Here is a 26,795-nt window from a genome sequence, read left to right on the forward strand (position 1 = left end):
GTATGGCAGGCCTCGTCGACATCGTGACCAGTATTCCGGAACTCGCACAGAGCATCACCGAAGTCGCCACCGCGGACCCACTCAGCGCCGTGCTGGTGACCGTGGGCGGCCTCCTGATCGCCGGCACGGTCGCCTTCACGGGCTATCTCGCCCTCGGGGCGGTCGTCTCCGCCGTGATCCCGGACCTCAGTTGAGGACCCGGCCCGCGAGTTCGACCGCCCGCTCCAGATCCGGGCCGAGGGGTGCGCCGACGACGAAACTGTCCGCGTACTCCATGACGGCCTCGACCTCGTTCTCGACCTGCTCGGGCGTGCCCGCGATACAGAACGCGTCGATCATCGCCTCGCTCACCAGCCCGAACGCCTCCGTGAACTCGCCGGCCTCGATGGCCCCGCCGATCTCCTCCGCCCGCTCCCGATCCAGATCGTGACGGTCCAGTACGGGCGGGGCCGCGCCGCCGGCGATGAACGCGACCGGTGGCCGGGCGGCCTCCCGGGCGGCCGCTTCCTCGTCGGCGACGCTGACGCTCGCGTAGGCCGCGAAGTCGAACTCGCCCCGTTCGTCGGGCCGCTCGTCCAGTCCCTCCTCGACCTGTTCGGCCGCCCAGGCCATATCGCGAGGGTGTGAGCCGTTGTAGAGGACGCCGTCGGCGTGTTTCGCGGCCATCCGGATCATGTGTGGCCCCTGCGCGCCGACGTAGACCGGAATCTCGCCCGCGACTTCGTATTCGAGGTCGGCGTCGGCCGCCCGGAAGGTGCCGTCGATGTCGACCGACTCGCCGGCCCACAGGTCCTGTGCGACTTTGAACGTCTCCAGCACTCTACGGAGTGGTTTCTCGCGGTCGACGCCCAGCGCCGACAGGGTAGACCGGTCGCCGGGCCCGACGCCGAAGACGGCGCGGCCGTCGCTGACCTCCTGGATCGTCGCGACCCGGGAGGCGAGTGCCACGGGGTGTGTGTCGTAGGGGTTGGCCGCCGCCGGGCCCAGCGCCACCTCGTCGGTGGCCGCCGCGATCCGGTCCAGCGCGACGTAGGGATCGCGGTTGAAGTAGTGACAGGACGCCAGCACGGTGTCGAAGCCGACCCGTTCGGCGGTGACTGCGAGTTCGGTAACCTCTTCGATCGGATGCTCGGGGGTGAGTTCGATTGCCTTCATGGGTATTCCCACGCTTCCAGTGCCTGCCGGACCAGGTCGTCCGCCCGGTCCCGGAACAGGTCGTCGCTGCCGGCGTGCTCGCCGAACTGCCAGTCGCGGACGACGGTCGCCGGCGTGCCGCCGCCGCCCTCGCCGGCCACGAGGTTGCTCGCTGCCGCGAGTTCGTCGACGACCGACTGGACCGTGACGCCGAGTTCCCGGCCGTCGCGGTCCGCCTCGCCCCGCCAGTCGCGGCTGGCGGGCAACCCGGCCCAGCCGACCGCGACGCCCCGCTGGCCGTGCCGGAACGGTCGACCCGACGTGTCCGAGACGATCACCGGCCGATCCAGCGCCTCGGACAGGGCCTGCGCGCTCGCGCCGGGGTCTTCGGGCAGCAAGAGGAGGTCGGCGTCGGGCACGTTCGACCGGTCGATGCCCGCGTTGACAGTCACGTGGCCGAACTGCGTCTTGGTGAGCAAGAACGGAGCCGACAGCAACAGCGACTCGCTCTCCTCCAGCACTGCCTGTGCGAACCGGGGGTCTTTCTCCTCGCCGGTCAGGTCCGTCAGGCGCTCGGCGATCTCGCGGGCGCGTGCGCCCGGTTCGAAATCCGAGAGATCGGCCGTCCGCCCCTCTGCCTTCGAGACGACCGTGCTGGCTACGACCACCACGTCGTCGGGCCGGAGCCGGACCTGCCGCTCGATCAGTCCGGCCAGATCGTCGCCCGGCCGGATCTCCGGCAATCCCGGGACCGCGAACACCTCCATACCCCCACTGTGGGGTGGCCGACAAAAAGGGACGCGCCACTGGCAAGGTCGGCCACCATCGCCGACGCGCCCACGCCGGTCCCTACTTAAACTGCCGGAGGTTTCCGGAATACGTGACGGTTTCCTTTCACGACCGAATATTCGGCTATTTTTATATACTATATTTAAACTACCGGCTATCGACGCAGGGGTATATATCAGGTAAAGGCGAATAGTTGAAGTGGCGACGTATCGTCACTCCGAGTGCGGTGACCGATGTGGCGACGACCCCGGACCGGCGATCGCTGTCGGGGTGGATCCATCGGTGTGCGTGCCGACGCGGGCGCTCGTGTGGACGGCACCGATCGACGCCGCCGGGAAACGGGTCGCCTTCGGCCACCTGCCCGCTCCCCTCCCCTCGACTCCCATAGACGTCTCCCAACACCCCCGAACTTCCGTCGAACGCTCCCCCACCACCCCTCGAACTCCCCTACCCATTCCCAACACCACGGGACGCTCCCCCACACGCGTTCCCCCTTTCTCACTCTCGGCGTGCTCCCACGAGTCACAGAATCAGTCGTCGGTGTCCCGACCGCCGCTCACTCCCGGTCGGAGGGGTCGCCAGCGTCGAGTGTCTCGCGTGTCGCGTCCTCGGGCATCGCCGGCCGGTCGGGCACCTCGCGTGACGCGGGCGCTTCGGGCGTCTCGTAGACGCCGGCGGCCGTTTCGACGACGACCTCGATGGGGAGCACTTCCCGACAGAAGTCGACGCCGAACGGTGTCAGGTGGATGCTCCGCCGGATCAGTTTGGCGCGTTTGGCCTCCTCGATGGCCTCCTGGACGTCGGGCTGGGCCTGCAGTATCTGGTACTCGTTGAGGTCCTCGACCGGTTCGTCCGAGAACCAGATCAGGCCCAGTCGCTTGAGGTTGTTCAGGTAGGCGTGGACCCGGTCGAGGTGCTGACAGCCCGCCTCGTTGCCGATCATCGTCATCCCGGCCGCCACGAGTTCCGAACTGATCGGCACCCACCCCACGTCCCGCACGTCCATCGAGGGCTGGCGACCTTCGGTAGCGAGGAGTCGGAGGATGCGCACCTCGTCCGGCGCGATCTGGTCGAGGATCGACGCGTAGGCCGGGTGGACTTCCTCGACGTAGTCCACGTCGGCCGAAGCCTCCATCAGGCGCGCCCCGCGGCGCTGGAGTCGGTCTTTGTCGGCCGGGAGCGACGTGGTCGTCCGCTCCACGTCCGTCTCGTCGTTCTCGACGGGCGTGTCGACGCCGAGGCGATCCAGTTCGTCGAGCGTGATCGACCGCACTTCCTCGACCATGTCGACCATCGACTCCGAGGTGGCCGCGGCCCGAACCAGCCGCGGGCCGGTCCGCACGCCCGACCGGACGGAGTAGCCCGACGATCGCTGGAGCGCGGCCGCCCCGATCCGGGCGACCCGGAACGAGTCGTCGAGGTCGCCGGCCGTCGAGAGCGCCGGGTGGTCGTCCCCGTCGAGGTCCGGCGGCGAGAACTTGTCCTCGTCCGCCCCGTCCGGGGCGAGCAGGTGAGACATGACCGAATCGACCGACGCGAGCGCGTCCCCCGAGTCGGTCGCCGGGTCCGCCATGTCGGCGACGGCGTCGTCGAGCGAGGTCACCAGTTCGTCGGTGTCGACCGACGGGTCCAGCAGGCTCGTGACCGTCGAGTCCAGCGTCGAGAGCACCTCCTCGGAGTCGTCCGACGGGTCGGTCAGCGTCGCGAGCGCGGCGTCGAACATCGTGAACGCCTCCTCGACTCCCTCCTGGGCGACGGTCGGATCCGTCATCGCCGATTCCAGTACCGAGAGGACGCCGTCGGTCTCGGTCGCCGACGCGCCCGCCGGGTCGACGATGGCCGTGTTCAGCACCGACAGGGCCTCCTCGGTGGCGTCGGGGTCGGCCGGATCGACGACCGCCGACTCGAGCACCGAGAGGAGGCGCTCGGTCTCGCCCGGATCGAGCGGCGTCGGCGTGACGATGGACGCTTCCAGCACGTCGAGCAACTGGTCGACCTGCTCCCGTCCGAGGTCGCGCTCGTCGGTGGCCACCCCGAGGATGTCGAACAGGCGCACGACCGAGGACGGATCGAGCGCGTCGCCGGTGTCGGCGTCGGCGGTCCCCTCGGTTTCGCGTGCGATCTCTGATACCCAGTCGGCGCTGTCCCCACCGTCCGGTTCGGTGTCGCCCGGTTTCCGTTCGCCGTCGTCGAATTCGCTCATACTGTGGTCACCACCAGCAGCTGAACCCACCCTGCGACGAACCCGAGGGCCGCCCCGATACCGATGAGCAGCCACTCGTCTTCCTTGAAAGCAGAACGCAGCGTCATGGTAAAGTCTTGTGGGGGTAACTCCTGCATTCGGCTCGCGATCAGTTCCTTGACCGGCACCGCCCGCTCGCGGTTGAACTCCTCGTCTTTGAGCGGTTCGAGGGTGTACTCGACCCCCTCCGTCGCCAGCGCGTCGCGGATCTCCTCGTAGCGCCTGTCACCGGTCGCGACGCGGACGACCGGTGCGGCCATCCCCAGCGCCTCGTCCAGCGTGGGGCGAATCGCCTCCTCGATCAGCCGCCGCGTCCGGTCGGATCGCTTCCCGTACAGCAGGTTCTGCGCGACGTTCTCGACGGTGATGATCTCTTCGGCGACGATCTGACCGTACCGTTCGGCGACCTCCTCCTGACGCTGGATAAAGAGTCCCTGGAGAGTGAACGGGCCGATCTCGATCGGCTCCTGGGGGTTGAAGATCGCCTTGATCGCGATGTAGTTGGTGAAATACCCCACGAACACGCCCGACATCGGGAGCACCCACCAGGCCCCGTCGAAAAACAGGTACAGCGGGATCGAAAACACGCCAAGCAGGGTTCCGAAGTAAAACCCGGAGTTGACGAGGAAAGATAGCTCCTCTTCGCCGACCTCCAGAAACATCCGGTTGAGGAGTTCGGGATGGTTGTCGAGGTAGTCGATGACCATCAGCTTGAGGCTCAACACCTCGTCGATGTGCTCGGCGGTGGTCTGCATGATCCGCTCGGTCACCGCCGGCAGTTCCTGTTCGACCTGGGTGTGAATGAACTGCTGAACCCCGTCGGGGATGCTGTTCCACATGACCGGCTCCTTCTTCGAGAGCAGGTCGTCGATGTACGTGTGCACGTTCTCACGCGACTGGGCGACCATGTGCTGGGCGATCCGGTCGGGATCGAGCCGTTCGTAAAACTCCTTCTGGTTGGCGATCTTCGCGATGGAGGAGTCGTACGCGACGCTGCCCATCTTCGCCGACCGCGATGGGATGATCCCCTGCCAGCCGACCTTCCCCTCCAGGATACCCGGGATCTGCTGGATCTTCATCGGGAGCATCGGGGCCAGTTGCTTCAGCCCGGGGACTCTGACCCCGCGGAACTCCAGTGGGTAGAAGAGCAGTCGGATCCCGACCCAGTTGGTGATGTAGCCGATGATGCCGGTGATCGGTGGGATCAGTATCAGATTCCACTGGAGCGGTGGGAGCGACGCCAGCACGGAGTCGAGCGCGGGGATCATACTGTGTCACCCGCGGCTCTCGGGCCGGATCGAGCGACTCCGATACTGGCTGTGCCGTCCGATACACCACCGACTCCCGGTCCCCCTGGTACTCCCCCACATCCGTCTCGTGCCGGCATCATCTCTCTGGACGTACGTGAAACCCGTGCATCCGCGCTCCCCCTTCGTTCGGAAACGATGCGGCGCGATGCCGCCGACTCGCCGGTTACGCCTCGGCGGTATCGTCGTCGCTGTCGGCACCGACCTCGTCGGGCAGTTCCTCGAACTGCTCCTGGAGGTCGTCGACCTGCTCACGGTAGCGGTCGATCTGGTCGCCCAAGGCTTCCTCGAACTCCTCGGCCTGCTCCTCGAAGCGGCCGCCGAGGTCCTCGGCCTGCTCGCTGACCTCGTCCTGGAGTTCCTCGAACTGGTCGACGAGCTCGTCGAGGGCGTCAATGGTCTGCTGTTCGGCCGTCTCGTTGGCCTCGATCAGGACCTCGAACTGCTTGTCGATAATCTCGAGAGTCTGGTCGAGCTGTTCCTCGTAGAGGTCCAGCGTCTGCTCGTAGTTCTCGTCGATGTTGTCGAGTGCCTGCTCGTGCTGGTCCAGCAGTTCCTCGAAGCCCTCGTCGACGGCATCGCGGATGTCCTGAACGGTATCCTCGCCCTGCTCGGGCGTGGCGTTCTCGACCGTGTCGAGCAACTGGTCGATGGTGTCCTGGACGAACTTGACGGTGTCCTGCTGGGCCTTCTTCTGGTCGCCGATGGTCCCGTGCAGGGACTCGTTGGCCGCCTTCGGGACCTTGAGCGTCTGCTCGATGACGTCCTGTCCCGTTTCGATCGTCCGACGCTGCACCTCGAAGACCGTGCTGATCGGTGAGTTGTCGTCGCTCATTGTGTTACCTCCAATCTGTCGCTGGTTGCTACCGGAATGCCGGACCGGCGTCGCCGACAGTTTCGTCGCTGGGGACGTCCACCGTCTCTCCCCCCACGGGAGCCCGGAATACCGACCGGCCGCCAGTGATCCTGACGTCGGTCGCTCCACGTCCCCGTCACGACTGACGGTCGTCCCGGGCGAGACGGACTCCACTCGATTCTACTAACCCCGTCCAACATTCCCTGTACACGTTCAGGTTGGTTTCTTTTCCATATTTAGTTGGTGCCATAAATGTGGGCTCCATTAAATACCCTGTCAGGGACCAACACACGCGGTTTGCGGGGTTTGTTTCCCACGACGGAGAAAACGTCACCGGTCGCGTTCGTGAACCGAAACGGTGAGGTCGCCGTCCTCGACAGTGACAGTCAGCATCGTGACCGTCGTCGCAGGCGGTGCGCCGGTCGCGCTCCCGGGATTGAGCAGCCTGAGGCCGTCGACAGTCGTGTCCAGTACTCTGTGGGTGTGGCCGGCGACACCGACGGTCGGCCCGGAACCGGCGTGTTCGCGGACGGTCTCGGCGACGCGGTCCTCGTATCCGACCGGACTCCCGGTGCCGTGGGTGACGACGAACTCGACGCCCTCCAGCGTCACGGTCTCGACGGTGGGTAAGCCGAGATTCACGTCTGTGTTCCCCGAGACAGCCGTCAGGTCGCTCGCGAGGTCCTCGACGGTCGCGAGCGCGTCCGCGGAGTCGAAGTCACCGGCGTGGACGACGTGATCCGCCGCGCGCAGTTCGTCGCGGACCCAGTCGGGGATCCGAGCGATCCGGGAGGGGACGTGCGTGTCGCTGACGATGGCGACCTCCATACCGTCGACTCGAACCGGGATCGACAAAAACCGTCCCGTCGGGCGCAGGCTTTTGCTCGTTCAGACGCCACTGCCACCATGGACGAGACGCCGGTCGTCACCTGCTTCCTGCGCAACCGGGGGGACGTGCTCCTCCTCAGCCGGAGCGAGGCCGTCGGCTCCTACACCGGCCGGTGGGGCGGCGTCGCCGGACACGTCGCCCGCGAGGACGAACCCGCGACCGATCCCGACTCCACGCCAGACGCGGCCGCCCGCCGCGAGATCGACGAGGAGACCGGCCTCGCCGACGCCGTCACGCTCGTCCGCCGCGGCGACCCGTTCCCCGTCGAGGACGCGGATCTCGATCGGCGCTGGCTGGTTCACCCGTACCTCTTCGACTGCACGTCGCGTGACGTGACCCTCGACGACGAGACGACCGACTGTGAGTGGGTCCCGCCGACCGAGATCTTGCGCCGCCGGACGGTGCCGCAACTCTGGACTTCCTACGACCGGGTGCGCCCGACCGTCGACACCGTCGCAGACGACCGCGACCACGGATCGGCGTACCTCTCCGTGCGCGCGCTGGAAGTCCTCCGCGACGACGCCGCCCTCGCCACAGAGCGCGACGCCGGCGACTGGGGCTCCCTCGCGGATCGCGCCCGCGACCTGCTGGCCGCCCGGCCCTCGATGACCGTCGTTCGCAACCGCGTCAACCGGGTGCTGCACGACGCCGACGAGCGAACGCCGTCCGCAGTCGAAGGATCTGCCCACGAGGGAATCGAAGCGGCGCTCGCCGCCGACGACACCGCTGCCGACCGCGCCGCCGAGCGGGTGGCGGGCGAGGCCCTCGTCACGCTCTCGCGGTCGGGGACCGTCGAGGGCACGCTGTCCTCGGCCGATCCCGAGCGCCTGCTGGTCGCCGAATCCCGGCCCGGTGGGGAGGGCGTCGGCGTCGCAGAGCGCCGGGCCGAGGCCGGCGACGACGTGACACTTGCCCCGGACGCGGCGCTCCCCTGGCTCCTGGCCGAGGGGGATTACGACGCCGCGCTGGTCGGTGCCGACACAGTCCTCGCGGACGGGCGCGTGGTCAACAAAGTCGGAACGCGCGCGCTCGCGCTCGCCGCCGAACGCGAACACGTACCCCTGTACGTCGTCGCGGCTCGGGACAAGATCAGTCCGGGAACCGACCTCCACCTCGAACCGGCCGATCCGGCGACGGTCTACGACGGCGACGCCGACCTGTCTGTCGCGGCCCCGCTGTTCGACGTGACGCCGCCGGAGCTGGTAACCGGCCTCCTCACCGAGGACGGCCCACTCGACCCTGCCGAGATCGGGTCGGTCGCCGACGACCACCGCGAGCTGGCCGACTGGAACGCAAAGGCTTAGCCGCGCGGTCGGATACGCTCACCCGGGCGGCAGTGACGAAGGGTTACCCCCTCCGAGCCCCGTGTGACGAGAGATTTTCTCCGAGCCGCCCGTTCCGACTCGCCCAGCGACGACCATGTGTCGCGCTGGCATTGGTATGCGATTAAGGTGATACGCCCGCCCCTCTCACGTCCGGCGGTTTCACACGTAAAAGGGGCTATCCCTATATAGGACGTGATCGTACGTACGGGTACGGGACAGCGGTTCGCGCACGGGGAGCGCGGCCGGGCGGGGAGCCGGCCGCGAGCGCGACTGCTGACCGGAGTGAACCATGCTACAGCACAAATCGACACCGGAGACGGAGCGACTGGGGAGCGACCACGACAGGGTAGCGACACACGTCTCGTCCTGTCCGACCTGCGAATCGACCGTCGTCGACGGGCAGGGCGTGCTCGCCTGTACCGACTGTGACTGGGCCGGTATCGTCGGCTGATCCGGCCGTCGGCCGACGGACACCGGCTCAATCCATCGCGGAGTGGATGATCTGTGACTCGATGCGGTTGAGGTGTTCGCCGACAGTGCCGACGGTGCAGTCACAGACGTCGGCGATCTCCTCGTATGTGGCCTGCCGCGGGACCTCGTAGTATCCCATCTCGACGGCCGCCTCCAGCACTTCGCGCTGGCGCTCGGTGAGGCCGGCGATGGCACGCTCGTCGTCGGGATTGTACTCGCCCATCTGGGTCGCCTGGGCGTCGATCGTGTCGGGGACGTTCCGGAGCGCCTGCTGGATGTTGTCGTCGGTGCCGATCACCGTCACGCGGAGATAGCCCTCGCTGGTGAACCGGAGGGGGAGTTCGAGGACGAGGCGGTACTCGTCGAGCAGTTTCAACAGCCCGACCGCCGGTTCGCGGCCGGTGAAGTGGATGTAGGCGTAGTAGCCGTTCTCGTCGTTGCTGGGGATCAGTTCCCAGTCGATGACGTCGTCGTTGTCGGCCAACAGCGCCTCGGCCGCGGTCTCGTCGCCGCGTCCCCCGAGCAGGACGACGCCGGTCTCGTCCTCGAACAGGTTGATGTACTTCATCTGTTCGAGGGTGATGTCCGGGTGGTCCCGGGCCTCGGCCAGCGCCGGGTGGAAGTATCGCTCTTCGAGCGGGACGAACGTGAACGTGAAGTACCGCATCATGAGTCGGGGACCTCTCGTCCGTCCGGCAGTGTGTGGGCGATTCCCGTGTGGCCGGGCTGGTCGGCGAGCGATCGAACGTCGTGTGTCGGGTGTTGCGTGATCATCTCTCGGCACTGCCCCCCGTTACGGGACGCGGCTACGTGGATCCGACCGCGTGTGTACTCCCGTCGTTTATCTTCTGAACCCTTATTTTGCGGTGGTCGTATGGAGGCGTATGGACGTAACAGAAATCTTCTCGTACATGCCGTTTACGAACCTGGTCGGCATCGAGTTGACCGAGGCCGAGGACGGCTACGCCGAAGGACGCGTCGAGATGCGCGAGGAACTGGCCTCCGTCCCCGGCGGCGACGTGGCCCACGGCGGCGTCACCTACTCGCTGGCCGACACCGTTGGCGGCGCGGCCGTCATCTCGCTGGCCCAGGACGTGGCCCCGACGATCGACATGCGCATGGACTACCTCGCACCGGCGACGGACGACCTCTACGCCGAAGCGGAGGTCCTGCGAATGGGTGGCAGCGTCGCCGTCACCGACATCGACGTCTGGGACGCCGAGGAACACCACGTCGCCTCGGCCCGAGGCATCTACAAGACCGGCGGCGACAGCGAAGGCACGCCCTGGGTCCGCAGCGGCGACGACGAGCAGGAAGGAACCCCGGGCGACGAATAGTCACCGAAGCTGCCAGATCGCTTTCTCGTCGGCCCCGTTCGAGGTGAAGTCGAAGGAGAAATACAGCGGGCTGGCCCCGGCGTCGACGACGTACGGGATCTCCCCCTCGACGTGCTCGCCGGACGGGACGTTCGGACTCAGCGGCAACGCGGCGTCGAGTTGTTGCTGGACGCCCAGATCGAGCGCCTGCGGCGTCCCTCGCGCGCCTGTCAACAACGTCTGTCCAACGAGGCCGAGATACGCAGTCCGGTCTTTCGCGTTGTCGATACGGACCGTCGGAAAGAGGTACTCCCGGCCCTCGCCCGCTGTCGCCCCACCGACGCTGTCGGCGGTTCGCACCTCCGACACCGTCACAGTGAGGTCCGCCGCGGCGGCCTCCGCACCGACCTCCTCGACGGGAACGCGAAGCGACTGGCGGAATCGTGACTCCTGCCGCTGGGGTTCCGCGTCCAGATCGACGGTCACCCGCTCGAAGTCCGTTTCGACGGCGTTCACGTCGAAGACGAACGACCAGCCCTGGCTGTCGGCCGCCACCTCGAACGCGACGAACCCGCGGATAGTCTCGCCAGGCACGAGCAGTCCCTCGGTGAACTGGCTCCCCGTCTGTGAGACGAGCCTGAGCCGTTCACGCGTCGTGCCGTCGCCGTCGGTCAGCCGGAAGTCGGTCAGGTCACTCATCTCGAGGGCCTCGTCACCCCGGTTCTTGACCGACAGCACGACGACGAGGTACTCCTTCCCGCTGGGGGCCTCGCCCTCGCCACCGAGTCGTGCCCGGCGGTCGACGCCCTCCACGAGGAAGCCGACTGACTCGTCGAGGATCCGCTGCCCGACGACGGTCGACGGGCGCTCGCTGTCCAGGTCGGCCGCGTCGTCGGTCGGGGCGCCGTCGCCTGTGGTCTCACCCGAACCGACGGTCCCGCCGGAGAGTCCCGGCTGGCCCGTGGGCGTCGTCGAGCCGTCGCCGGAACAGCCGGCGAGTGCGAGACTGCCTGCGACCACGCCGGTTCGAAGGAGCGCGCGTCGAGAAACGGGATCGTCGGTCATGTCGTCGGCGCTACGCCGACACCCGGTATAAGCCTCCTGACCTGAGAACGCTGGGCGACGGCGATTTCCCCGACCGAACCGATCAGTCGCCGGTGGCTGCCGCGCCCTCGACGTTCTCCTCGGGCACGGTCCCGTCGTCGTTCCAGCCGCGCTGCTCGTAGTAACTCGACAGCTCTTCCGAGAGCCCGTCCAGTTCGTAGGGGAGCGCCTCGTCGTCGCTACGGTCCTTCCCGCGTTCGTTGTGGAAGTGTCGCTCCATCTCGACGATTCGGCTGCCCACGTCCATCAGCTGCTCGTAGTCCGTCTGGAACACCTTCTCGTAGCGTTCCTCTTCGGTGTAGGATGAGGAGAACTGACAGAGGACGCCGCTGTCCCTGACCGCCTTGAGGTTCTCCAGTTCGATGATCTTCCCCGATTTCCCCTCGACGCCTTCCTTGTCCATGGCCTCGTTGGGCGAGACCAGCGGGTACTCGTAGTCGTAGGCGACCGAGTACATGTGGTCGGCCCCGCGGTTCGAGGTGGCGTAGGAGAGGCCCTGGCCGTTGAGCGTGCGGCCGTCGTGGGCGGCGAACTCCATGCCCTTCATCGTCCAGTTCTCGACGCCGAGGTCGTCGTGGATGCGGTCGATCCCCTCCGCGAGCATATCGCCCTCGCCCTCGCGGTAGGCGATCTTCTCGACGAGGTCGAGCAAGAGGTCCTCGTTGCCGAACTCGTCGTTGGCGGCGAGATAGGCCGAGACCGTGTCGCCACAGGAGATGGTGTCCAGCCCGAGCCGGTCACACAGCTCGTTTGCCTCCATGATCGTCCGGAAGTTGTCGACCAGCGCGTTCGACCCGAAGGCCATCACCGTCTCCCACTCCGGGCCTTCGGTCGTGAACCCGTCCGATTCGTCCTTCGTGGGGAGTTTGCACGCGAACGCACACGACGAACAGGTCCCCTTCTTGTACTTGTGGTCGATGACCGCCGACGAGCCGATATTTTCGAGTTTGTCGTAGGACAGCTCCTCGAAGTACTTCGTCGGGACCGCCTCGACCGCGTTGGCGAACGACGAGACCGAGGTGGTCCCGGCATCCTTCATCGGGCTGTCGGAGGTCGCGGCCTCCTGGTGGATCGCCTGTGTCACCTCGTCGTCGAGTTCGATCTCCGGTCGGGAGTCGCCGTCGAAGGTGAGGAACTTCACGTTCTTCGAGCCCAGCACCGCGCCGAGGCCGCCGCGGCCGAACGCCCGTGACTCGGAGGTGATGATCGCGGCGAAGCGGACCAGGTTCTCGCCGGCCGGACCCGCGATGGCCGCGTGTTCGTTACCCAGATCGTGTTCCTCGTCCAGATACTCGATGGTCTCGGGGATGGTCGCTTCTTCGAGGTGGTCGACTTGCTCGAAGGTGACGCCCTCGTCGGTCACGTGGACGCCGACCAGTTCGTCGCTCGCGCCGGTGATCTCCACCGCGCCGTAGCCCGTATCCGCGAACGGCCGAGACATGAACCCGCCCGCGTTCGAGGACAGCAGACCGTCGGTCAGCGGCGACAGTCCCGTGCAGTTCATCCGGCCCGTGAAGCTCATCGTCGAGGTCTGGAGCGGCCCCGTCGCGAAAAAGAGGCTGTTCTCCGGCCCGAGCGGGTCCGCGTCGAAGGGGATCCGCTCGTGAGCGAGTTTCGTGCCCACACCCCGGCCGCCGACGAACGACTCCAGTACGTCGTCGATGTTCTCCGTCTCCGTCTCCTGTTCGCCCACGTCCACCGACAGCAGTGGACCCTGCCCGTGTATCATTGAACGTGGCAACGACTGGGAGCCTAATAAATCAATAGCCACTGGACACGGACGTTTTTAACCGCCCTTCCGGATGGAAGGCTCTGTCCCGATCCGATCTAACAGTGGTCGAACGAGCTATCGGTCGCCCGTCACCGCTTCCATCGTCGTCTCCTTGTGCTCCTGGCTCATACCGGAGACGAAGCCGACCCGGACGGCGTCGACGCCGTCGACAGCGGCGAAATCTTCGACCTTCGCGCGGACGTCCTCGGGTGTGCCGGTCGCGGCCACGGCGTCGAGCAACTCGTCCGGGAGCGCCGCCGCCATCGCCGCCGTGTCCCGATCCTCCCACGCCGCGCGGATCTCCTCGACCGCTTCTTCGTACCCCTGTTCGGCGATCGAATCCCCGTAGAAGGGGCCGTACGCGCCGATCAGGAAGGCGATCATCTGGCGGGCCATCGTGCGTGCGGTCTCGCCGTCCTCGGTCGCACAGCAGCGAACGATGGGGCTGACCCGGAGGTCGTCGGCATTCCGATCACCGAGGTCGGCCCCGCGCCGGAGGTCGTCCATGCGCTCGTCGAGACCGTCGAGGGTGAACAGCTGGGGGATCCAGCCGTCGGCGAACCGGCCGGCGAGTTCGACGGCTTTGGGCCCGAGCGCGGCCACGTCGATGGCCGGGGGGTCCGCCGGCACTTCGCCCTCGTAGCTCATCCCGCCGAGGTCGTAGAACTCGCCGTCGTAGTCCACGTCGCCGCCGGCACAGACCTGCCGGACGACGTCGATGGTCTCCCGGAGGCGGCGCAGCGGGCGGTCGAACTCCTGCCCGTGCCAGCGCTCGGCGATGGCGGGCGAACTCGTTCCTAAACTCATGCGGAACCGGCCGTCGCTCACGTCGTGCATGGTGAGTGCGGTCTGACCCAGCACGGTCGGGGCCCGGGAGTACGGCGATATCACGTCGTCGGTGATGCCGATGTCGTCGGTCCGCTCGGCGAGGACGGTGAGCACGGGGACGATGTTGTAGCCGGTCGTCTCGCCCATCGTGACGTGGCTGAAGCCGTACGCCTCGGCGCGCTGGGCCTGGTCGGCCAGCGAGTCGACGCTGTCGTGGTCGCGGCTCATCAACACGAGGTCGCAGGTCGGGGCCGTCATGCGCCGACAAAAACAGGGAACCGGCTTAAGCGTTGGAGGGGTGGATGGGTGATGTTCGGGCCGCTCATCGCACGTCGGCCAGCGAGACGACGAGGTCGGACTGGAGCCACCGGGCGGTGTCCTCGCGGTCGTAGACGACGAGGGCGTCGCCCGCCGTGAACTGTCTGTACCTGCTCTGGGGATCGTCGCCCTCGTCTGCGGGGTCCGTTTCGGAGTGGGTCATCGTCGGTTCCTGCTTGTGAGGCGATCACCATATAAATCCGAGACCGTATCGTTCGTTACAGGCCATTTAACGTGTGTTCGACGCAGAAGTGTCGGCCGAACGGATCGAAACGTCGTAAAACGACGTGAAAGGTGCAAAACGAGAGACGGCTCGCCGACGATCAGTCGGGGTCGACCATCTTCATGGCGCTCCGGACGGCGTCGCGTTTGCCCAGCAGCGTCACCCGGTCGCCCGCCTCGATGACGTAGTCCGGGCCGGGGACCTCGACCTCGCCGTCGCGATCGACCAGGGCGACGAGGCAGGTCTCGGGCAGTTCCGGGCCGATCTCCTGGATCGATCGGCCGATCAGTTCCTCCGACGTGACCTCGACTTCCTGTACGTCGCCCTCGCGGCCCACGTCGGTCATCCAGTGGGCCAGCGCGGGGCGTTCGATCTGGTTGTCCATCGCCCACGCGGTCGCCATCGCCGAGGAGATGGTCCGGACGCCGAGTTCCTCGAAGGCCTCGACGTTGTCGGGGTTGTTCGCGCGTGCGATCACCCGGTCGGTGTCGAACTTCGAGCTCGACAGCTGGGCGATCAGCAGGTTCGCGTCGTCGTCCCCGGTCGCGGCGACGACGGTCTTGGCGTTGGCACCGCCCGCTTCCCGGAGCACGTCGGTGTCGGTACCGTCACCCCAGACTACGGAGTAGCCCTCGTTGCGGGTTCGTTCGACTACCTGTTCGTCCTCCTCGACGATCACGACGTTCTCGCCGCGATCCTCGAGCCGTTCGGCCAGCGCACGGCCGACCTGACCGCCGCCGACGATGATGACTCGCATTGGTATCACGTTCAGTTGTTCCGCGATGTAGCGCGCGAAGCCGCCCTGGATGGCGACTGTCACGAAGATAACCAGAAACACCGTCCCGACGAGGGTCTGGGCCTGCTGGTCCAGCCCCTGAGCCTGCATCTGGACGGCGAACAGCGTCGCGACCGAGGCGGGGATGATACCCCGCGGGCCCACGAAGCTGATGAACAGTTTCTCCGGTCGGGTGAACCGGTCACCGCGGGTCGAGACGAAGACGAGCAGCGGGCGGATCACCAGCATGACTGCGGCGACGACCGCGAGTCCGGGCAGCCCGAGCCGGAGCAGGTCGCCCACGTCCAGCAACGCGGCCAGCGCGATGAACACGAAAGATAGGACGATCAGCGTCACGTCGCCTTTGAACGACTCGATATCGTCCTCGTAGGGGATGTCCGCGTTCCCCAGCAGGAGGCCGGCGGTCGCGACGGCGGCGACGCCGGCCTCGCTGGCGAGGGAATCGGCGGCCCCGTACGCGATCAACGCGCCCGCGAAGGTGAGCAGGCGGGCGTTACGCGGTGCGTTCCCCGCCGAGAGGTCGGCGTATTTGAGCAGGGCGTAGATCACGGCGGCGACGATGACGCCGATGAGCAGGCCGATCCCGAGCCGGGCGAAAAACTCCCTGACGAACGCTCCACCGGCGGCTTCGCGGACGATGATCACCTTGAAGACGACGACGGCGACGATGGCGGCCGTCACGTCGTTGACGATCCCCTCGGTTTCGAGGGCGGCCGCCACCCGCTCCCGGACCGGGACCACGTCGAGGATCGGCGTGACGACGGTCGGGCCGGTCGCGACGAGCAAGGCCCCGATCAAGACGGACAGATCCCAGGGCTGGCCGAGCGCGAACCGGACCGTCACGGCCGTCCCGACCAGCGCGATGGCGGCACCGACGGTCACCAGCCGCAGGGCGGCCGCCGGGGCTTCCCTGATGCGGTCCAGTCGGAGGTGGAACGCACCCTCGAAGACGATGATGGCGACCGAGAGCCCGACGATGGCCGGGAGCGCGCCGCCGAAGGTCGCTGCCGAGAGGATTCGGGTGCCGAAGATGAGCTCGGAGAGCGGCCCCAGTATCAGCCCCGCGGAGACGAGAAAGATGATACTCGGAACCTGGAATCGGGCGGCCAGCAACTGTGCCCCCACGCCGAGTCCGATGATGGCAGCCACCAGCGGGATGATCTCACCTGTGGCCACGTCTAATCCTCCATACACCGGCAGCGACGAACGCCCGGGGCATAAACGCATTCACTCGCCGCCGCCACGCCTGCGGTCGGTTCCGCCAGACGCTACTCCGATCGGGTGTCGAGATACGCCAAGACGCCGCGCGTGTTCATCCGTGCTTCCGCACTGGCTTTTCGCTCGCCCCAGACCCCGGTCATCGACGTGGTGTCGCCGAAGTACTCGATCACGGCGTCGTCGTCACTGAGTTCGTCACGTTTCCGTTCGACCGCCGCGACCCACTCGGTCAACACGTCGGCGTACTCCCGGAGTCGGTCGTCGGCCGCCGCCGGCCCGAAGTGACCGTAACAGAGCACGTCGGGATCACAGTCACGGATCGTGTGGAGGTCCCCGAGACACCCTTCGAGATCGAAGTCCGACGGCGGCGACGTCTGGTGGATGCTATCGAGTTCGGGGACGTAGATCCCCGCCGCGTCGCCGGTGAACACGACGGACTCGTCGGGTAACTCGAAGACGACCTGGTGGGGTGCGTGCCCGGGCGTGTGGTGGGCTCGTAGCTCGCGGTCGCCGAGGTCGAGCACGTCACCGCCGGTGATCTCGCGGATGCGGTCCTCGGGGATGGGTTTCGGGTCCGCGTAGAACTCCCACTGATCGCCGACGGCCCGTTTCGTGCCCGCGATCAGCCCCGAGGGCTCGACGAGGTGGCGCGCCCCCGACTCGTGGATCACCACGTCGGCGTTCGGGCACGCCTCGGCGAGATAGCCCGCGCCGCCGGCGTGATCGAGGTGGACGTGGGTCAGCGCGATGGTCGCCAGGTCCTCGGGTGCGATCCCCGCCGCCCTGAGGCCGTCGAGGATCGCCTCGTAGTTGGTGCCGATGCCCGAGTCGACGATGGCTGGCTCGTCGGCGTCGACGATGTACACCGCGCCGTACTCGGCGGTGTCGTACATACCCGTATCGACGTAGGTGACGCCGTCGACGCCGTCGACGGTCAGGTGGTCGCCGATTGCCATACGGCTACTCTGTAGTCCCCGGAAGAAATCCGTTCCGGCGGGACCACTGCCCACACCAGTCGCGGGCGGTCCGTGGTAACTCGACCCTCGCCACCCTTATCCCTCCCCCGCGGTTGTATACAGAGGCAATGGCAAACGGTACGGTCGATTTCTTCAACGACACAGGCGGCTACGGTTTCATCGAGACTGACGACGCGGACGAGGACGTGTTCTTCCACATGGAAGACGTCGGCGGCCCGGATCTCGAAGAAGGACAGGAAGTCGAATTCGACATCGAACAGGCCGACAAGGGCCCCCGCGCGACGAACCTCGTTCGTAACTGAACGGATTCCGACCGCGAATTTTCCGAGACGCTTCCCGGTGAGCGACGGCACCGTTCCGATTTCGACTCTTCGACGAGACTCACCGCTCCCGTCCGCCGTCGGCGACCGTGGAGTCCACCGGTCGCTCGTCGGCGTCGACCTCGAACGTCGAGAGCATCCGCCGGAGTTCCCGGGTCCGTTCGGCGAGTCGCCCCGCGGCGTCGGAGACCTCGTCGATGGACTCGGTGGCTTCCCCGGCGGCCTCGGAGACGGTGTCGGCCTGCTGGGTCGTCTGTTCGGAGACGCTCGCGACCTCGTCGACCATCGCGACGATCCCCTCGGCGGAGTCGGCCTGGTCGTCGGTCGTCCGGGCGATGCTCTTGAGGCCGGTGTCGACCTCGTCGACGCCGTCGACGATCGCCTCCAGGGCGTCGGTCAGTTCTTCGACCGACGCGACGCCGTCCGTGATCCGTGACTCGGTGGCGCGGATGTCGTCGGCGCTCTCGTGAGCCCGTTCCTGGACCGCCTCGACCTGTGACTGGATCTCCGTGACGACCGCCTTGGTCTCCTCCGCGAGCTCTTTGACCTCGTCGGCGACGACGGCGAATCCCTCGCCGGCGTCCCCGCCGTCCCCGGCACGGGCCGCCTCGATGTTCGCGTTCAGCGCGAGGATCGAGGTCTGCTCGGCGATGTCGTCGATCAACTCGGTCGCCTCGCTGACCTGCTCGATCTCGGCGGCCAGATCCTCGATTGCGGTCACGGCGTCGGCGATCTGCCCCTCGACCTCGCGCATCTCGGCGATGGTCGCCTCGGCCTGCTCGCGACCGTCGGACCCGAGTCGGGCGACCCGATCCGACTCGGACGCGATCTCGTCGGTCGTGGCCGCGACCTCCTGGATCGCCGCCGACAGGTCGTTGACCTCGTCGGCCGTCGCCTGGAGGTCCTCGGTCTGTTCGTGCGCGCCGGCCGAGATCTGCGCGACCGACTCGTCGACCGCCGCGCTGGCCTCCCTGACTTCGGCGGCGCTTTCCTCGACGCCGGTGCTGGATTCGGCCACGTCGTCGGCGAACTCCTCGACGTCCGCGACGGTCGCCTCCAGCGACGCGATCATGTCGTTGAACGACGTGGCGATCGCCTGCATCGCCTCGCTGTCGGCCTCGGGATCCAGCCGCTCGGTGAGATCGCCCTCGGCGCAGGCGGCCATGACCTCGCTGTACCGCTCGGCCTCGGCTTCGAGTGCCTCGTTGAGTCGCTGGGTCCGCAACTCGGACTGTTCGGCCTCTTCGCGGGCGCGTTCGGCCTCGGTGCGGGCCTCTTCGGCCTCGTCGAGTGACTCCTCCAGCGATCTCCGCATCGAGTCGAACTCGTCGTACAGCACGCCCACCTCGTCGGCCCGGTCGGTCGACAGTTCCACGTCGAGGTTCCCGCGTCCGATCTCCTCGGCCCGGTCGGCCAGTCGCTGCAGCGCCAGCGCGAGGTTGCCGCCGACGGTGACACCGAAGATACCGAGGTTCAACGCGACGATGTATATGAGCGCGACGATTGCCGCGGTCGCGACGTTGCGGTCACCGTAGACCGTCCCGGTCGGCGCGTGGCTCACGACGTGCCACCCCGTCCCGGAAACGGTCGCGGTCGCGGCGACCAGGTCGGTCTCGCCGACGGTGCCGGTCGCGGTGCCGTTCGCCGTCAGTTCCGTGGCCCCCGCGGCGCGCTCCTGGTCGCCGGCCGCGAGCACGACCTCGTCGCCCGCCGCGAGCGCGGTGTCGTACTTCTCGTCCGCGAGCCGATTCCGGAGCGTTTCGGCCGCGCCCGCCACGACGACGTATCCGTTCTCGCCGGCCGGAGCCACGACCGGGATCACGGAGCCGTTCCCGACGACGGCGTCCCGGGGTTCGTCGACCGCGACCGACTCGGTCCCCTCGGACGTCGCGACGGAGAGCGACTGGCCGACGGCGCTCGACGCCGAACTCGCCGCGATCCGGCCGTCCTCGACGTAGTGGATCGCCCCCACCCGGTCGGACCCGGCGGCGGCTCCGGCGAGGTACTCCCCGATGCGGTCCGCGTCGCCGCTCTCGACGGTCTCCGTGGCCGCCACACTGGTCGCGAGATCGGCGTTGGCCTCGACCCACAGCGCCGCGGTGTCGGCGCTCTCGTTCGCGTCGGCGGCGAGCGCGGCGTCGGCCGAGGAACCGAGTTCGCCCGCGACGTTGCCGTAGAAGAAGGCGGCCGAGACGAGCGTGACGGCGAACACCAGCGCGAGCGTCGCCGCGATCTTCAGGCTGTAGCGCGATCTGATCCGGTCTGGGACGAGTCGTTCCGTGTTCATCGTCAGTCGTCGGCCGGTGTCTCGGCGGTGGGGTGGTCGGTGTTCGAGCGCGTCAGGAAGGACAGCGGCGAGGGGTGGGTCTCGACCGTCGACCTGATCGCCGGTTCGGAGCGCAAGAGCAGTCCGGCGAGGGCGACGTGGCTGAACAGGTCGAGGTAGGCCGAGACGTAGATGCCGGTGAACGCACCGAGCAGGCCAAGCGCCTGTCGCGTCGTCAGCGCGACCAGCAGGTACGTCAGGAGCATGATCACCTGCACGTTCCGGAGTTTGCCGAAGAGGAGACGGCGGTCACCGGCCACGGACGCCGCCGCCCGCGTGTACGTGCGGAGCAACAGCCACAGCGAGTAGACGAACCCACCCAGCACCAGCAGGCTCGCGAGGCTGTCCAGCGGCGGCGACGCGAGGTGGCGGGCCATTGCCCCGAAGGAAAACGCCCACAGCCCGAGGATCCCCGAGAGGACCGACCGCCGGTCGGCGTCGGCGAGTTGCCCCGTGTAGGCGATCATCACGGCGTAGACGACCCCGTAGTCCAGAAACCGGGTGAGATACACCGGTGCACCGTGGGGGCCCCGCAACAGCAGGACCCCGGTCGCCATCCCGACGTAACTCACCGTGAGCGACGCGGTTATCGCCGGTGCGAGCATCGCGTGCCGCCGCGTCGCCCCGTCGAACCGCCGGGCCCAGGCGACGAACACGGCCGTCAGTAGTCCTCCCACGATAGCCACCGCCGCGTAGAGGGTCCGTTCTTCGAATAGCATCGTTCGGTCTCTCGACGGTCGGCTCCGGGCGTGATCCGTCCGTCCTCCCGCGCCGACCGCTGTCTGTCAAATGCACAGGACGAACACACGCATAAACACGCGGTCGGTTTCGTTCGCTGAATCGCGTCGGGTCCGGGGGTCCCCGGCGTTCGCGGAGAGCGACACGGTTTTGCCACGGCACGGAAAACTCCAGTGCAAATGATCAGCAGGCAGTTCCTCCGGGAGAACCCCGAGACGGTCCGGGAGGCCCTCGAAGCCAAGGGCGTCGACGACGTGGATCTCGACCGGATACTGGAGATCGACGAGGAGTGGCGCGACCTCAAGGCACGCGGCGACGACCTCCGCCACGAGCGCAACGAGGTCTCCTCGAAGATCGGCCAGCTCAAACAGGAGGGCGAGGAGGAAGAAGCCCAGGAGGCAATCGAACGCTCCAGCGAACTGAAGGAGGAACTGGAGGACGTCGAGTCCCGCGCGGACGACCTGGAGGCCGAACTGGAGGAGGCCCTGCTCGAACTCCCGCAGATCCCCCACGAGGACGCCCCCGTCGGGGACGACGAGAGCGACAACGTCGAGGTCGCCCGCGAAGGGTTCGACGACCTGCGCGACCTTCCCGAGGAGGTGACGCCCCACTACGACCTCGGTGAGGAACTGGACATCCTGAACTTCGAGCGCGGCGCGAAGGTCTCCGGCGGCGGCTTCTACTTCCTGCAGGGGGAGGGCGCGCGGCTGGAACACGCGCTGATCCAGTTCATGCTCGACCTGCACCGCGAGCAGGGGTACACCGACGTGTTCCCGCCGATCCCGGTCAACAGCGCCTCGATGGAGGGGACCGGGCAGTTCCCCAAGTTCGTCGAGGACGCCTACCGCGTCGGTGGCGACAACGACGAGCCCTACGACGACGAGGACCTCTGGCTGCTCCCGACGGCGGAGGTGCCGGTCACCAACATGTACCGCGACGAGATCCTGCTGGACGACGACCTCCCGCTCAAACACCAGGCCTACAGCCCCAACTTCCGGCGGGAGGCCGGCGAACACGGGACCGAAACCCGTGGCATCGTCCGCGTTCACCAGTTCAACAAGGTCGAACTCGTCAACTTCGTCCGCCCGGAGAACAGCTACGACCGCCTCGAAGACCTCCGCGGGGAGGCCGAGGCGGTACTGGAGGAACTGGGGCTGCCCTACCGCGTGCTGGAGATGTGTACCGGCGACATGGGCTTCACCCAGGCCAAGAAGTACGATATCGAGGTGTGGGCTCCCGGCGACGACATGGACGATGGCCCCGAGGAGGGCGGCCGCTGGCTGGAGGTCTCCTCGGTCTCGAACTTCGAGGACTTCCAGGCCCGGCGGGCGGGCATCCGCTATCGGCCCGAGCGCCACGAATCTGCCGAATACCTGCACACCCTGAACGGCTCCGGGCTGGCCGTCCCGCGGGTGATGGTCGCCATCATGGAGTACTACCAGAACGAGGACGGCACCGTCACGATCCCGGAACCGCTCCGGGAATACATGGGCGGGCAGGAGGTCATCGAGGGCCACGAACCCGTCGGTGAGAGTGCCCTGGGCGCGGGCGAGAAGGACTGATCCGACGGACTGAATTTTCCCCGGATCGGGGAGGTCCGAACCACTTTCCTCGCGGACGTGGTACCGGTACTGTGACTCTCTTCGAATCGGAGGCCAAGTCTACCGACCAGCCGACCGCGAGCGACAGCGGGTCGAACGTCTCCGGCGGACTCCGGAAGATCGTGATGGTGGTCGCGATCGGCGGTCTCGCGTACCTCGCGATCAGACGCTCCCGCAGTGAGGCGCGGTCGGGAGAACGGATCCGGACCCGCGTCGCGGCGGCCGTGGACCCCAGCGGGGCGGGTCCCGACGGGACGACGGATCGCGGGCAGCCAGCTTCCGGTGGCGTCGGCGTCCCGAGTAGCGCGTCCGACGGCGACAGCGGCTCCGTCGAGGGTTCGGGGTCGGGAGGCCAAACGGACGATACTGTCGAGGAGTCCGAACCGACAGGTAACACACGGATAGACGACGAACCGGGAGACGACGAATCGGGAGACGACGAATCGGTAACCGACGAACCGATCGAGGACGCCGAGACGGCCGTCGACGAGGTGGAAGACGCAGACGAACACCCCACCGAACCGGGGACCATGGACGTCGACAGGGACGTGGTCGAGGAGGCTGTGGACGACGAGGCCGTGGACGATGCGAACGAGTCTGGCGACCGGTCGGCGGAGTGACCGGACAGGCTCCGTTCGTTTCCGCTTTGGCTACTGCGTGTAAGTGTCGATCGTCGCTACATTTTCGCCCTCGAAGGTAAATACGTCCACGAAGGCGGTGATGCGGTCGCCGTCGGCGTCGAGCAAGCGGCCGCGGACTGCGACCTCCCCGGACCCACTGGTCTCGTAGACGGCATCTAGCGGGTGGCTCGTCGAGGTCATCGGCCGTTCCTCGCGCATGAAGGTCACGAACCGGTCCCGGCCCTCGATGGTCCGGTCGGGACGGTGCTGGACGAACTCGGGGGCCAGCAGGTCGGCGAGCGCCTCGTAGTCGTGGTCGTCGAGCGCCCGGTAGTACTCGCGGGCGGCCGCTTCGCGGTCCATGCCCGGACTTGGCGGCCGGGGACCGAGAAAGTGTGGGACCGAACGTCGAGTCCGCGTCGGTCTCACTCGTTGGGGTCTTTCAGGTCGAGTTCGATGTCGTCGTCCTCGTCGTCGCCGTCCTCCCCGTCGCTGGCGTCGGTCCCGTTCGGCTCGACCGGCGTCTCGTCGGGTCCCTCTGCCGTGTCGCTCCCGTCGGTCGTGTCAGCCGCTCGATCAGCCGTCCCGTTGGGGCCGACTCCGTCGTCCACGTCGAACTCGACGGCACTGGAGACGCCGTCGGCGTCCCGGTCGCCGTGGCCGGCGCGGCCCTCATCGTCGTCGCTGTCGGACCCGCCCTCGACGGCAACGTCCTCGACGGCGGCGTCCACGTCGTCCTGCTCGCCGGGGTGGCCGTCGGCGTCGCCGCCGGGCTGGGACGTATCCTCGTCGTCGGCCGGATCCGTCGGGGCGTCGAGACCCTCGTCGGCTCGGGAATCGGATCGCTCAGTGGCCGTCCCGTCGGCGTCGAGCGTGATGTCGTCGGGGTCCGGCGGTTCACCGATGTCGCGGGCGGACTCGAGCGGGGTTTCGGCGTCTTGCCGGAGTTCGTCTGCCTCCTTGCCGTTGCCGCTGGCGTACTCGCTGGCGGACTCGGCCAGCCACTCGGCGGCCTGCCAGAGCGCGGTGGCCTTCTCCTGGGCGCGCTCGAACCCCTGCTGGAGCGGTTCTGACTCGGCGAATCGGACGGCGCTCTGGAACTGGTCGGCCGACTCCTGGAACTCCTCCATCGCGCGCTGGAAGTCGCCTTGCGATATCAGCCAGTCCCGTTCCTCGTAGCTGTTCATCGCGCTGGTGAACGCGCGGCGGGCCTCGATGTAGTGGGCGTGACCGACCCGGTAGCGGCCGACGGCGGTCGAGTCGCCGCCGATCTCGGAGACGGCCTCCCGGATCGCGTCGATGTCGGGCCGTTCCGCCAGATCGCCGGTGGACCAGGCGTACCGGATCACGCCCTCCTGGTCGATGACGAACACCGCCCGCCGGGCGAGCAACTGGTCGCTGTCCAGCGCCACGTCGTAGGCCTCGACGGCCTCGCCGTGGGTGTCGCTCAGGAGGGGGATCGACAGGGAGTACTCCTCGGCGTACGCGCGGTGGCTGAACACGCTGTCGGTGCTGACGGCGAAGATGTCCACGTCACGCTGCATGGTGAACAGATCGAGTTCCGTCAGGTCACAGGAGTCGTCCTCGCAGGCGGGATTGAAATCGGCCGGATAGAACGCGAGCACGACGATGCCGTCTCCGACGTAGTCCTCGAGGGAGACGTCTCTGGGTGCGTCGTCGACCACACCCGGCAACGTGAACGTCGGGGCCACCGTCCCTTCCGATAGCACACCCGAAACTCGATTGCAAGGGACTTAAAGCCTGACTGCGTTTGTCCACTCGATGGGCGCATACGGCCTCCACGTCCGCTACGAGGGCGACGACGATCCCGACAAGTGTAGCGCCCGGAAACTCGCGCGGTTCGACCTCGCCGACCTCCACCGCGCGACCCGGTCGACACCGCCGGGGATCGTCCTCAACCCCTTCGCCGACCGGGTCCTCTCGCCCGAGGACGGCGTCGGCTCCGGCGCGCGCCACGACCGACTCGTCGCGCTCGACTGCTCCTGGGAGACCGCCCAACGCGAGGCGTTCGATCTTGAGGGGATCCACCGGGCGCTGCCCTTCCTCGTCGCGGCCAACCCCGTCAACTACGGGACGCCCTTCGAGTTGAACACCGTCGAGGCGTTCGCCGGCGCGCTCTGTATCCTCGGCCAGCGCGACCACGCCGAAGAGTTGTTGTCGAAGTTCACCTGGGGCCACACCTTCCTCGAACTCAACGAGGAACCCCTGCGTCGCTACGCCGAATGTACCGATTCCGAGGAAATTCTGGACGTGCAGGACGACTATCTCGACCGCGAGTAACCGGGAGCGTCAGCGTTCGTGTCGCCCGTGAAACTCCTCGGAGAGGAAGATGCTGGTACCGTCGCCGTAGAACGTATCGAGCGCGCGGAGGGTGCCGATGTACGCGCCGATGGCGATGATGCTCACGGTGAGGACGAAACCGACCACGAACCAGAAGAACTCGAGGACCATACCCCGACCAGTTCCGGAGCCGACTTCAATTTTCCAAGTGCTCGGCCGTCAGGGCCACCTGAAGCCCGCGGGCTCGCCGGGCGGCTCCAGCGGACTCGGCGACAGGTTCCCATCGAAGTCGGGGTCGTTGTACCCGCCGGGGGCCACGTCGTTGGGGCTCTCGGGGTAGAACAGCGCGGCCAGCGCCTGGATGTGGCCGCGGCCGACACCGAGTTCGAACTGGCCGCCGCCGTACATCTGAATATCGTGATCCTCGCAGTACTCGACCGCTTCGAACAGGGATTCGACGCTGCCGAAGCGGGAGGGCTTGATGTTCAACCAGTCGGGTTCGAAGGGCAGGGCCTCGATGCTTGCGACCCCCGTTATGGGGGCGTCCCAGGAGACTCGACCCTCCCGGCCCTCGAACAGCGGCCGCGTCTCGTCGGTGAGGTTCGGATCTTCGACGACGGCCTCGGGGTACGCATTCAGGACCAGTTCGTAGAGGTCGGGATCCGGCGGCGCGTCCACGACGGTCCCCGAGTACTGGCCTTTCAGGTCGCAGATGCGGACGGGTGCGAGGTCGGCGACCGACTCGGCCAACTCGGCGGTCCAGTCGGTCGTCGGATCGAGTTTGAACTCGGTGTCGGGACGGACGTCGAGGACCGCCTCCAGCCGATCCGTGGTCGGTGGCTCGCCCAGTCGCGTGCTGACGACGAACTCGACGGGGTCGTAGGTGCGGTCGAGCGCCGACGCCAGATCGGTGTCGGCCTGCCGGAGCGCCAGATCCAGCGCGGCGCTCTCGACGCCCCACCGGCGGTAGTGGCGGAAGTCCTCGCGCTCGGGCGGCGATGGGAACAGGTCCAGTTCGCCCACGCGTGTGGAGAACTCGGCGAACGTGTACTCGCCGGTGAGGTCGGGGAGGCCGGCCTCGGCGAGTTCGTGGTGCAGTTCGGTCTCGTAGGTCACGTCCTCTCCCTTCCCGGTCTCGCCCGCACCCGAGAGGGCGACGGTCGTGGTCGCGCGTGCGAACCCGCTGGTGGTGTCTCGCTCCTGCTGAAGGAGGTCGACGCCGTCGACGACCACCGGCAGGTCGGCGACCCGGTCGAAGAGCATACCCCGGATAGGGCGGGGGCGGACAAAAAGCCCGGCCGGGTGGTCTCGGAACACTTAACCGC

General features: G+C 67.4%; 27 protein-coding genes. 8 read left to right on the forward strand and 19 right to left on the reverse strand.

Going from position 1 to position 26,795, the window contains the following annotated elements; translation table 11 throughout:
* The first annotated feature begins 2 nt into the window (after positions 1-2).
* Positions 3-194 carry a hypothetical protein gene (locus BV210_RS10780; protein ID WP_077206672.1) on the forward strand — a complete coding sequence of 64 codons (192 nt, stop codon included), beginning with the start codon at positions 3-5 and terminating at the stop codon, positions 192-194.
* Here BV210_RS10780 and BV210_RS10785 read toward each other — a convergent pair.
* The 6 genes from BV210_RS10785 to BV210_RS10810 all read right to left on the reverse strand — a co-directional run bounded on the left by BV210_RS10785 (position 187) and on the right by BV210_RS10810 (position 7,156).
* Positions 187-1,155 (reverse strand): 5,10-methylenetetrahydromethanopterin reductase, encoded by a 969-nt coding sequence (locus BV210_RS10785; RefSeq protein ID WP_077206673.1) that lies wholly within the window; start codon positions 1,153-1,155, stop codon positions 187-189. The two genes, BV210_RS10780 and BV210_RS10785, sit on opposite strands and share 8 nt — an antisense overlap.
* Positions 1,152-1,901, reverse strand: coding sequence for a coenzyme F420-0:L-glutamate ligase (locus BV210_RS10790; protein ID WP_077206674.1), 750 nt, complete (start codon positions 1,899-1,901; stop codon positions 1,152-1,154). The genes BV210_RS10785 and BV210_RS10790 overlap by 4 nt, the downstream gene beginning before the upstream one ends.
* 578 nt (positions 1,902-2,479) lie before the next feature.
* Positions 2,480-4,126 (reverse strand): DUF4393 domain-containing protein, encoded by a 1,647-nt coding sequence (locus BV210_RS20465; protein ID WP_077206675.1) that lies wholly within the window; start codon positions 4,124-4,126, stop codon positions 2,480-2,482.
* Positions 4,123-5,433 carry a DUF445 domain-containing protein gene (locus BV210_RS10800; protein WP_077206676.1) on the reverse strand — a complete coding sequence of 437 codons (1,311 nt, stop codon included), beginning with the start codon at positions 5,431-5,433 and terminating at the stop codon, positions 4,123-4,125. Before BV210_RS10800 ends, BV210_RS20465 begins: the two co-directional genes overlap by 4 nt.
* 205 nt (positions 5,434-5,638) lie before the next feature.
* The gene (locus BV210_RS10805) at positions 5,639-6,307 is read right to left on the reverse strand and encodes a hypothetical protein (RefSeq protein WP_077206677.1); all 669 of its coding nucleotides are present in this window, start codon (positions 6,305-6,307) and stop codon (positions 5,639-5,641) included.
* Between the two features lie 351 nt (positions 6,308-6,658).
* A complete protein-coding gene (locus tag BV210_RS10810) occupies positions 6,659-7,156 on the reverse strand; it encodes a metallophosphoesterase family protein (protein WP_077206678.1) in 498 nt (165 codons plus the stop codon).
* Between the two features lie 78 nt (positions 7,157-7,234).
* Between BV210_RS10810 and BV210_RS10815 the strand changes: the two genes are divergently transcribed.
* Both BV210_RS10815 and BV210_RS19860 read left to right on the forward strand, forming a co-directional pair.
* Complete coding sequence (locus BV210_RS10815; RefSeq protein WP_077206679.1) at positions 7,235-8,521, forward strand: NUDIX domain-containing protein; 1,287 nt, start codon at positions 7,235-7,237, stop codon at positions 8,519-8,521.
* A gap of 310 nt (positions 8,522-8,831) precedes the next feature.
* Positions 8,832-8,993: a hypothetical protein gene (locus tag BV210_RS19860; protein ID WP_157525967.1), complete on the forward strand. Its 162-nt coding sequence runs from the start codon at positions 8,832-8,834 to the stop codon at positions 8,991-8,993.
* Positions 8,994-9,020: 27 nt separating this feature from the next.
* Here the strand turns inward: BV210_RS19860 and BV210_RS10820 are convergent, their stop codons facing one another.
* Positions 9,021-9,683 carry a helix-turn-helix domain-containing protein gene (locus BV210_RS10820; RefSeq protein WP_084802616.1) on the reverse strand — a complete coding sequence of 221 codons (663 nt, stop codon included), beginning with the start codon at positions 9,681-9,683 and terminating at the stop codon, positions 9,021-9,023.
* Positions 9,684-9,897: 214 nt separating this feature from the next.
* Here BV210_RS10820 and BV210_RS10825 point away from each other — a divergent pair, with 214 nt between their 5' ends.
* Positions 9,898-10,350 carry a PaaI family thioesterase gene (locus BV210_RS10825; protein WP_077206680.1) on the forward strand — a complete coding sequence of 151 codons (453 nt, stop codon included), beginning with the start codon at positions 9,898-9,900 and terminating at the stop codon, positions 10,348-10,350.
* Here BV210_RS10825 and BV210_RS10830 read toward each other — a convergent pair whose 3' ends face one another.
* From BV210_RS10830 to BV210_RS10850, 6 genes are all read right to left on the reverse strand, one after another.
* Complete coding sequence (locus tag BV210_RS10830; RefSeq protein ID WP_077206681.1) at positions 10,351-11,394, reverse strand: DUF4352 domain-containing protein; 1,044 nt, start codon at positions 11,392-11,394, stop codon at positions 10,351-10,353.
* An 82-nt stretch (positions 11,395-11,476) separates the two neighbouring features.
* Positions 11,477-13,162, reverse strand: coding sequence for an aldehyde ferredoxin oxidoreductase C-terminal domain-containing protein (locus BV210_RS10835; RefSeq protein WP_077206682.1), 1,686 nt, complete (start codon positions 13,160-13,162; stop codon positions 11,477-11,479).
* Positions 13,163-13,279: 117 nt separating this feature from the next.
* Entirely contained in the window at positions 13,280-14,290 is a 1,011-nt protein-coding gene (locus tag BV210_RS10840) for a TIGR04024 family LLM class F420-dependent oxidoreductase (protein WP_077206683.1), read from the reverse strand.
* Between the two features lie 64 nt (positions 14,291-14,354).
* Positions 14,355-14,513 carry a hypothetical protein gene (locus BV210_RS19865; RefSeq protein ID WP_157525969.1) on the reverse strand — a complete coding sequence of 53 codons (159 nt, stop codon included), beginning with the start codon at positions 14,511-14,513 and terminating at the stop codon, positions 14,355-14,357.
* A gap of 160 nt (positions 14,514-14,673) precedes the next feature.
* Positions 14,674-16,596 (reverse strand): cation:proton antiporter, encoded by a 1,923-nt coding sequence (locus BV210_RS10845; RefSeq protein ID WP_077206684.1) that lies wholly within the window; start codon positions 16,594-16,596, stop codon positions 14,674-14,676.
* A gap of 41 nt (positions 16,597-16,637) precedes the next feature.
* Positions 16,638-17,543 carry an MBL fold metallo-hydrolase gene (locus tag BV210_RS10850; protein ID WP_077206685.1) on the reverse strand — a complete coding sequence of 302 codons (906 nt, stop codon included), beginning with the start codon at positions 17,541-17,543 and terminating at the stop codon, positions 16,638-16,640.
* A 128-nt stretch (positions 17,544-17,671) separates the two neighbouring features.
* Here BV210_RS10850 and BV210_RS10855 point away from each other — a divergent pair, with 128 nt between their 5' ends.
* Positions 17,672-17,866 carry a cold-shock protein gene (locus tag BV210_RS10855; RefSeq protein ID WP_077206686.1) on the forward strand — a complete coding sequence of 65 codons (195 nt, stop codon included), beginning with the start codon at positions 17,672-17,674 and terminating at the stop codon, positions 17,864-17,866.
* A 79-nt stretch (positions 17,867-17,945) separates the two neighbouring features.
* Here BV210_RS10855 and BV210_RS10860 read toward each other — a convergent pair whose 3' ends face one another.
* Positions 17,946-20,171 carry a methyl-accepting chemotaxis protein gene (locus tag BV210_RS10860; protein WP_077206687.1) on the reverse strand — a complete coding sequence of 742 codons (2,226 nt, stop codon included), beginning with the start codon at positions 20,169-20,171 and terminating at the stop codon, positions 17,946-17,948.
* A 2-nt stretch (positions 20,172-20,173) separates the two neighbouring features.
* On the reverse strand, positions 20,174-20,929 hold the full coding sequence (locus tag BV210_RS10865; protein WP_077206688.1) for a bacteriorhodopsin: 756 nt from the start codon (positions 20,927-20,929) through the stop codon (positions 20,174-20,176).
* A 198-nt stretch (positions 20,930-21,127) separates the two neighbouring features.
* On the opposite strand from BV210_RS10865, the gene serS reads away from it, so the two are divergent.
* Both serS and BV210_RS10875 read left to right on the forward strand, forming a co-directional pair.
* Positions 21,128-22,510 carry a serine--tRNA ligase gene (serS, locus tag BV210_RS10870; protein ID WP_077206689.1) on the forward strand — a complete coding sequence of 461 codons (1,383 nt, stop codon included), beginning with the start codon at positions 21,128-21,130 and terminating at the stop codon, positions 22,508-22,510.
* A 71-nt stretch (positions 22,511-22,581) separates the two neighbouring features.
* Positions 22,582-23,169, forward strand: a complete 588-nt coding sequence (locus BV210_RS10875) for a hypothetical protein (protein ID WP_077206690.1) — start codon at positions 22,582-22,584, stop codon at positions 23,167-23,169.
* A gap of 30 nt (positions 23,170-23,199) precedes the next feature.
* On the opposite strand, the gene BV210_RS10880 is transcribed toward BV210_RS10875, so the two are convergent.
* Complete coding sequence (locus tag BV210_RS10880) at positions 23,200-23,532, reverse strand: nuclear transport factor 2 family protein (RefSeq protein WP_077206691.1); 333 nt, start codon at positions 23,530-23,532, stop codon at positions 23,200-23,202.
* Positions 23,533-23,594: 62 nt separating this feature from the next.
* Positions 23,595-24,899, reverse strand: a complete 1,305-nt coding sequence (locus tag BV210_RS10885; protein ID WP_077206692.1) for a redoxin domain-containing protein — start codon at positions 24,897-24,899, stop codon at positions 23,595-23,597.
* A 52-nt stretch (positions 24,900-24,951) separates the two neighbouring features.
* On the opposite strand from BV210_RS10885, the gene BV210_RS10890 reads away from it, so the two are divergent.
* Complete coding sequence (locus BV210_RS10890) at positions 24,952-25,470, forward strand: DUF367 family protein (RefSeq protein ID WP_077206693.1); 519 nt, start codon at positions 24,952-24,954, stop codon at positions 25,468-25,470.
* 9 nt (positions 25,471-25,479) lie between these two features.
* On the opposite strand, the gene BV210_RS20285 is transcribed toward BV210_RS10890, so the two are convergent.
* Both BV210_RS20285 and BV210_RS10895 read right to left on the reverse strand, forming a co-directional pair.
* Positions 25,480-25,641 (reverse strand): hypothetical protein, encoded by a 162-nt coding sequence (locus BV210_RS20285; RefSeq protein WP_172824892.1) that lies wholly within the window; start codon positions 25,639-25,641, stop codon positions 25,480-25,482.
* 48 nt (positions 25,642-25,689) lie between these two features.
* On the reverse strand, positions 25,690-26,733 hold the full coding sequence (locus tag BV210_RS10895; protein WP_077206694.1) for an enolase: 1,044 nt from the start codon (positions 26,731-26,733) through the stop codon (positions 25,690-25,692).
* Positions 26,734-26,795 lie beyond the last annotated feature (62 nt).

It is taken from the genome of Halorientalis sp. IM1011, from assembly GCF_001989615.1.
GTDB lineage: Archaea > Halobacteriota > Halobacteria > Halobacteriales > Haloarculaceae > Halorientalis.

Bases quoted from the DNA above. Each gene is read 5' to 3' on its own strand.
- BV210_RS10780 (WP_077206672.1), top strand. From the start codon at position 3: ATGGCAGGCCTCGTCGACATCGTGACCAGTATTCCGGAACTCGCACAG.
- BV210_RS10785 (WP_077206673.1), bottom strand. From the start codon at position 1,155: ATGAAGGCAATCGAACTCACCCCCGAGCATCCGATCGAAGAGGTTACC.
- BV210_RS10790 (WP_077206674.1), bottom strand. From the start codon at position 1,901: ATGGAGGTGTTCGCGGTCCCGGGATTGCCGGAGATCCGGCCGGGCGAC.
- BV210_RS20465 (WP_077206675.1), bottom strand. From the start codon at position 4,126: ATGAGCGAATTCGACGACGGCGAACGGAAACCGGGCGACACCGAACCG.
- BV210_RS10800 (WP_077206676.1), bottom strand. From the start codon at position 5,433: ATGATCCCCGCGCTCGACTCCGTGCTGGCGTCGCTCCCACCGCTCCAG.
- BV210_RS10805 (WP_077206677.1), bottom strand. From the start codon at position 6,307: ATGAGCGACGACAACTCACCGATCAGCACGGTCTTCGAGGTGCAGCGT.
- BV210_RS10810 (WP_077206678.1), bottom strand. From the start codon at position 7,156: ATGGAGGTCGCCATCGTCAGCGACACGCACGTCCCCTCCCGGATCGCT.
- BV210_RS10815 (WP_077206679.1), top strand. From the start codon at position 7,235: ATGGACGAGACGCCGGTCGTCACCTGCTTCCTGCGCAACCGGGGGGAC.
- BV210_RS19860 (WP_157525967.1), top strand. From the start codon at position 8,832: ATGCTACAGCACAAATCGACACCGGAGACGGAGCGACTGGGGAGCGAC.
- BV210_RS10820 (WP_084802616.1), bottom strand. From the start codon at position 9,683: ATGATGCGGTACTTCACGTTCACGTTCGTCCCGCTCGAAGAGCGATAC.
- BV210_RS10825 (WP_077206680.1), top strand. From the start codon at position 9,898: ATGGACGTAACAGAAATCTTCTCGTACATGCCGTTTACGAACCTGGTC.
- BV210_RS10830 (WP_077206681.1), bottom strand. From the start codon at position 11,394: ATGACCGACGATCCCGTTTCTCGACGCGCGCTCCTTCGAACCGGCGTG.
- BV210_RS10835 (WP_077206682.1), bottom strand. From the start codon at position 13,162: ATGATACACGGGCAGGGTCCACTGCTGTCGGTGGACGTGGGCGAACAG.
- BV210_RS10840 (WP_077206683.1), bottom strand. From the start codon at position 14,290: ATGACGGCCCCGACCTGCGACCTCGTGTTGATGAGCCGCGACCACGAC.
- BV210_RS19865 (WP_157525969.1), bottom strand. From the start codon at position 14,513: ATGACCCACTCCGAAACGGACCCCGCAGACGAGGGCGACGATCCCCAG.
- BV210_RS10845 (WP_077206684.1), bottom strand. From the start codon at position 16,596: ATGCGTTTATGCCCCGGGCGTTCGTCGCTGCCGGTGTATGGAGGATTA.
- BV210_RS10850 (WP_077206685.1), bottom strand. From the start codon at position 17,543: ATGGCAATCGGCGACCACCTGACCGTCGACGGCGTCGACGGCGTCACC.
- BV210_RS10855 (WP_077206686.1), top strand. From the start codon at position 17,672: ATGGCAAACGGTACGGTCGATTTCTTCAACGACACAGGCGGCTACGGT.
- BV210_RS10860 (WP_077206687.1), bottom strand. From the start codon at position 20,171: ATGAACACGGAACGACTCGTCCCAGACCGGATCAGATCGCGCTACAGC.
- BV210_RS10865 (WP_077206688.1), bottom strand. From the start codon at position 20,929: ATGCTATTCGAAGAACGGACCCTCTACGCGGCGGTGGCTATCGTGGGA.
- serS (WP_077206689.1), top strand. From the start codon at position 21,128: ATGATCAGCAGGCAGTTCCTCCGGGAGAACCCCGAGACGGTCCGGGAG.
- BV210_RS10880 (WP_077206691.1), bottom strand. From the start codon at position 23,532: ATGGACCGCGAAGCGGCCGCCCGCGAGTACTACCGGGCGCTCGACGAC.
- BV210_RS10890 (WP_077206693.1), top strand. From the start codon at position 24,952: ATGGGCGCATACGGCCTCCACGTCCGCTACGAGGGCGACGACGATCCC.
- BV210_RS20285 (WP_172824892.1), bottom strand. From the start codon at position 25,641: ATGGTCCTCGAGTTCTTCTGGTTCGTGGTCGGTTTCGTCCTCACCGTG.
- BV210_RS10895 (WP_077206694.1), bottom strand. From the start codon at position 26,733: ATGCTCTTCGACCGGGTCGCCGACCTGCCGGTGGTCGTCGACGGCGTC.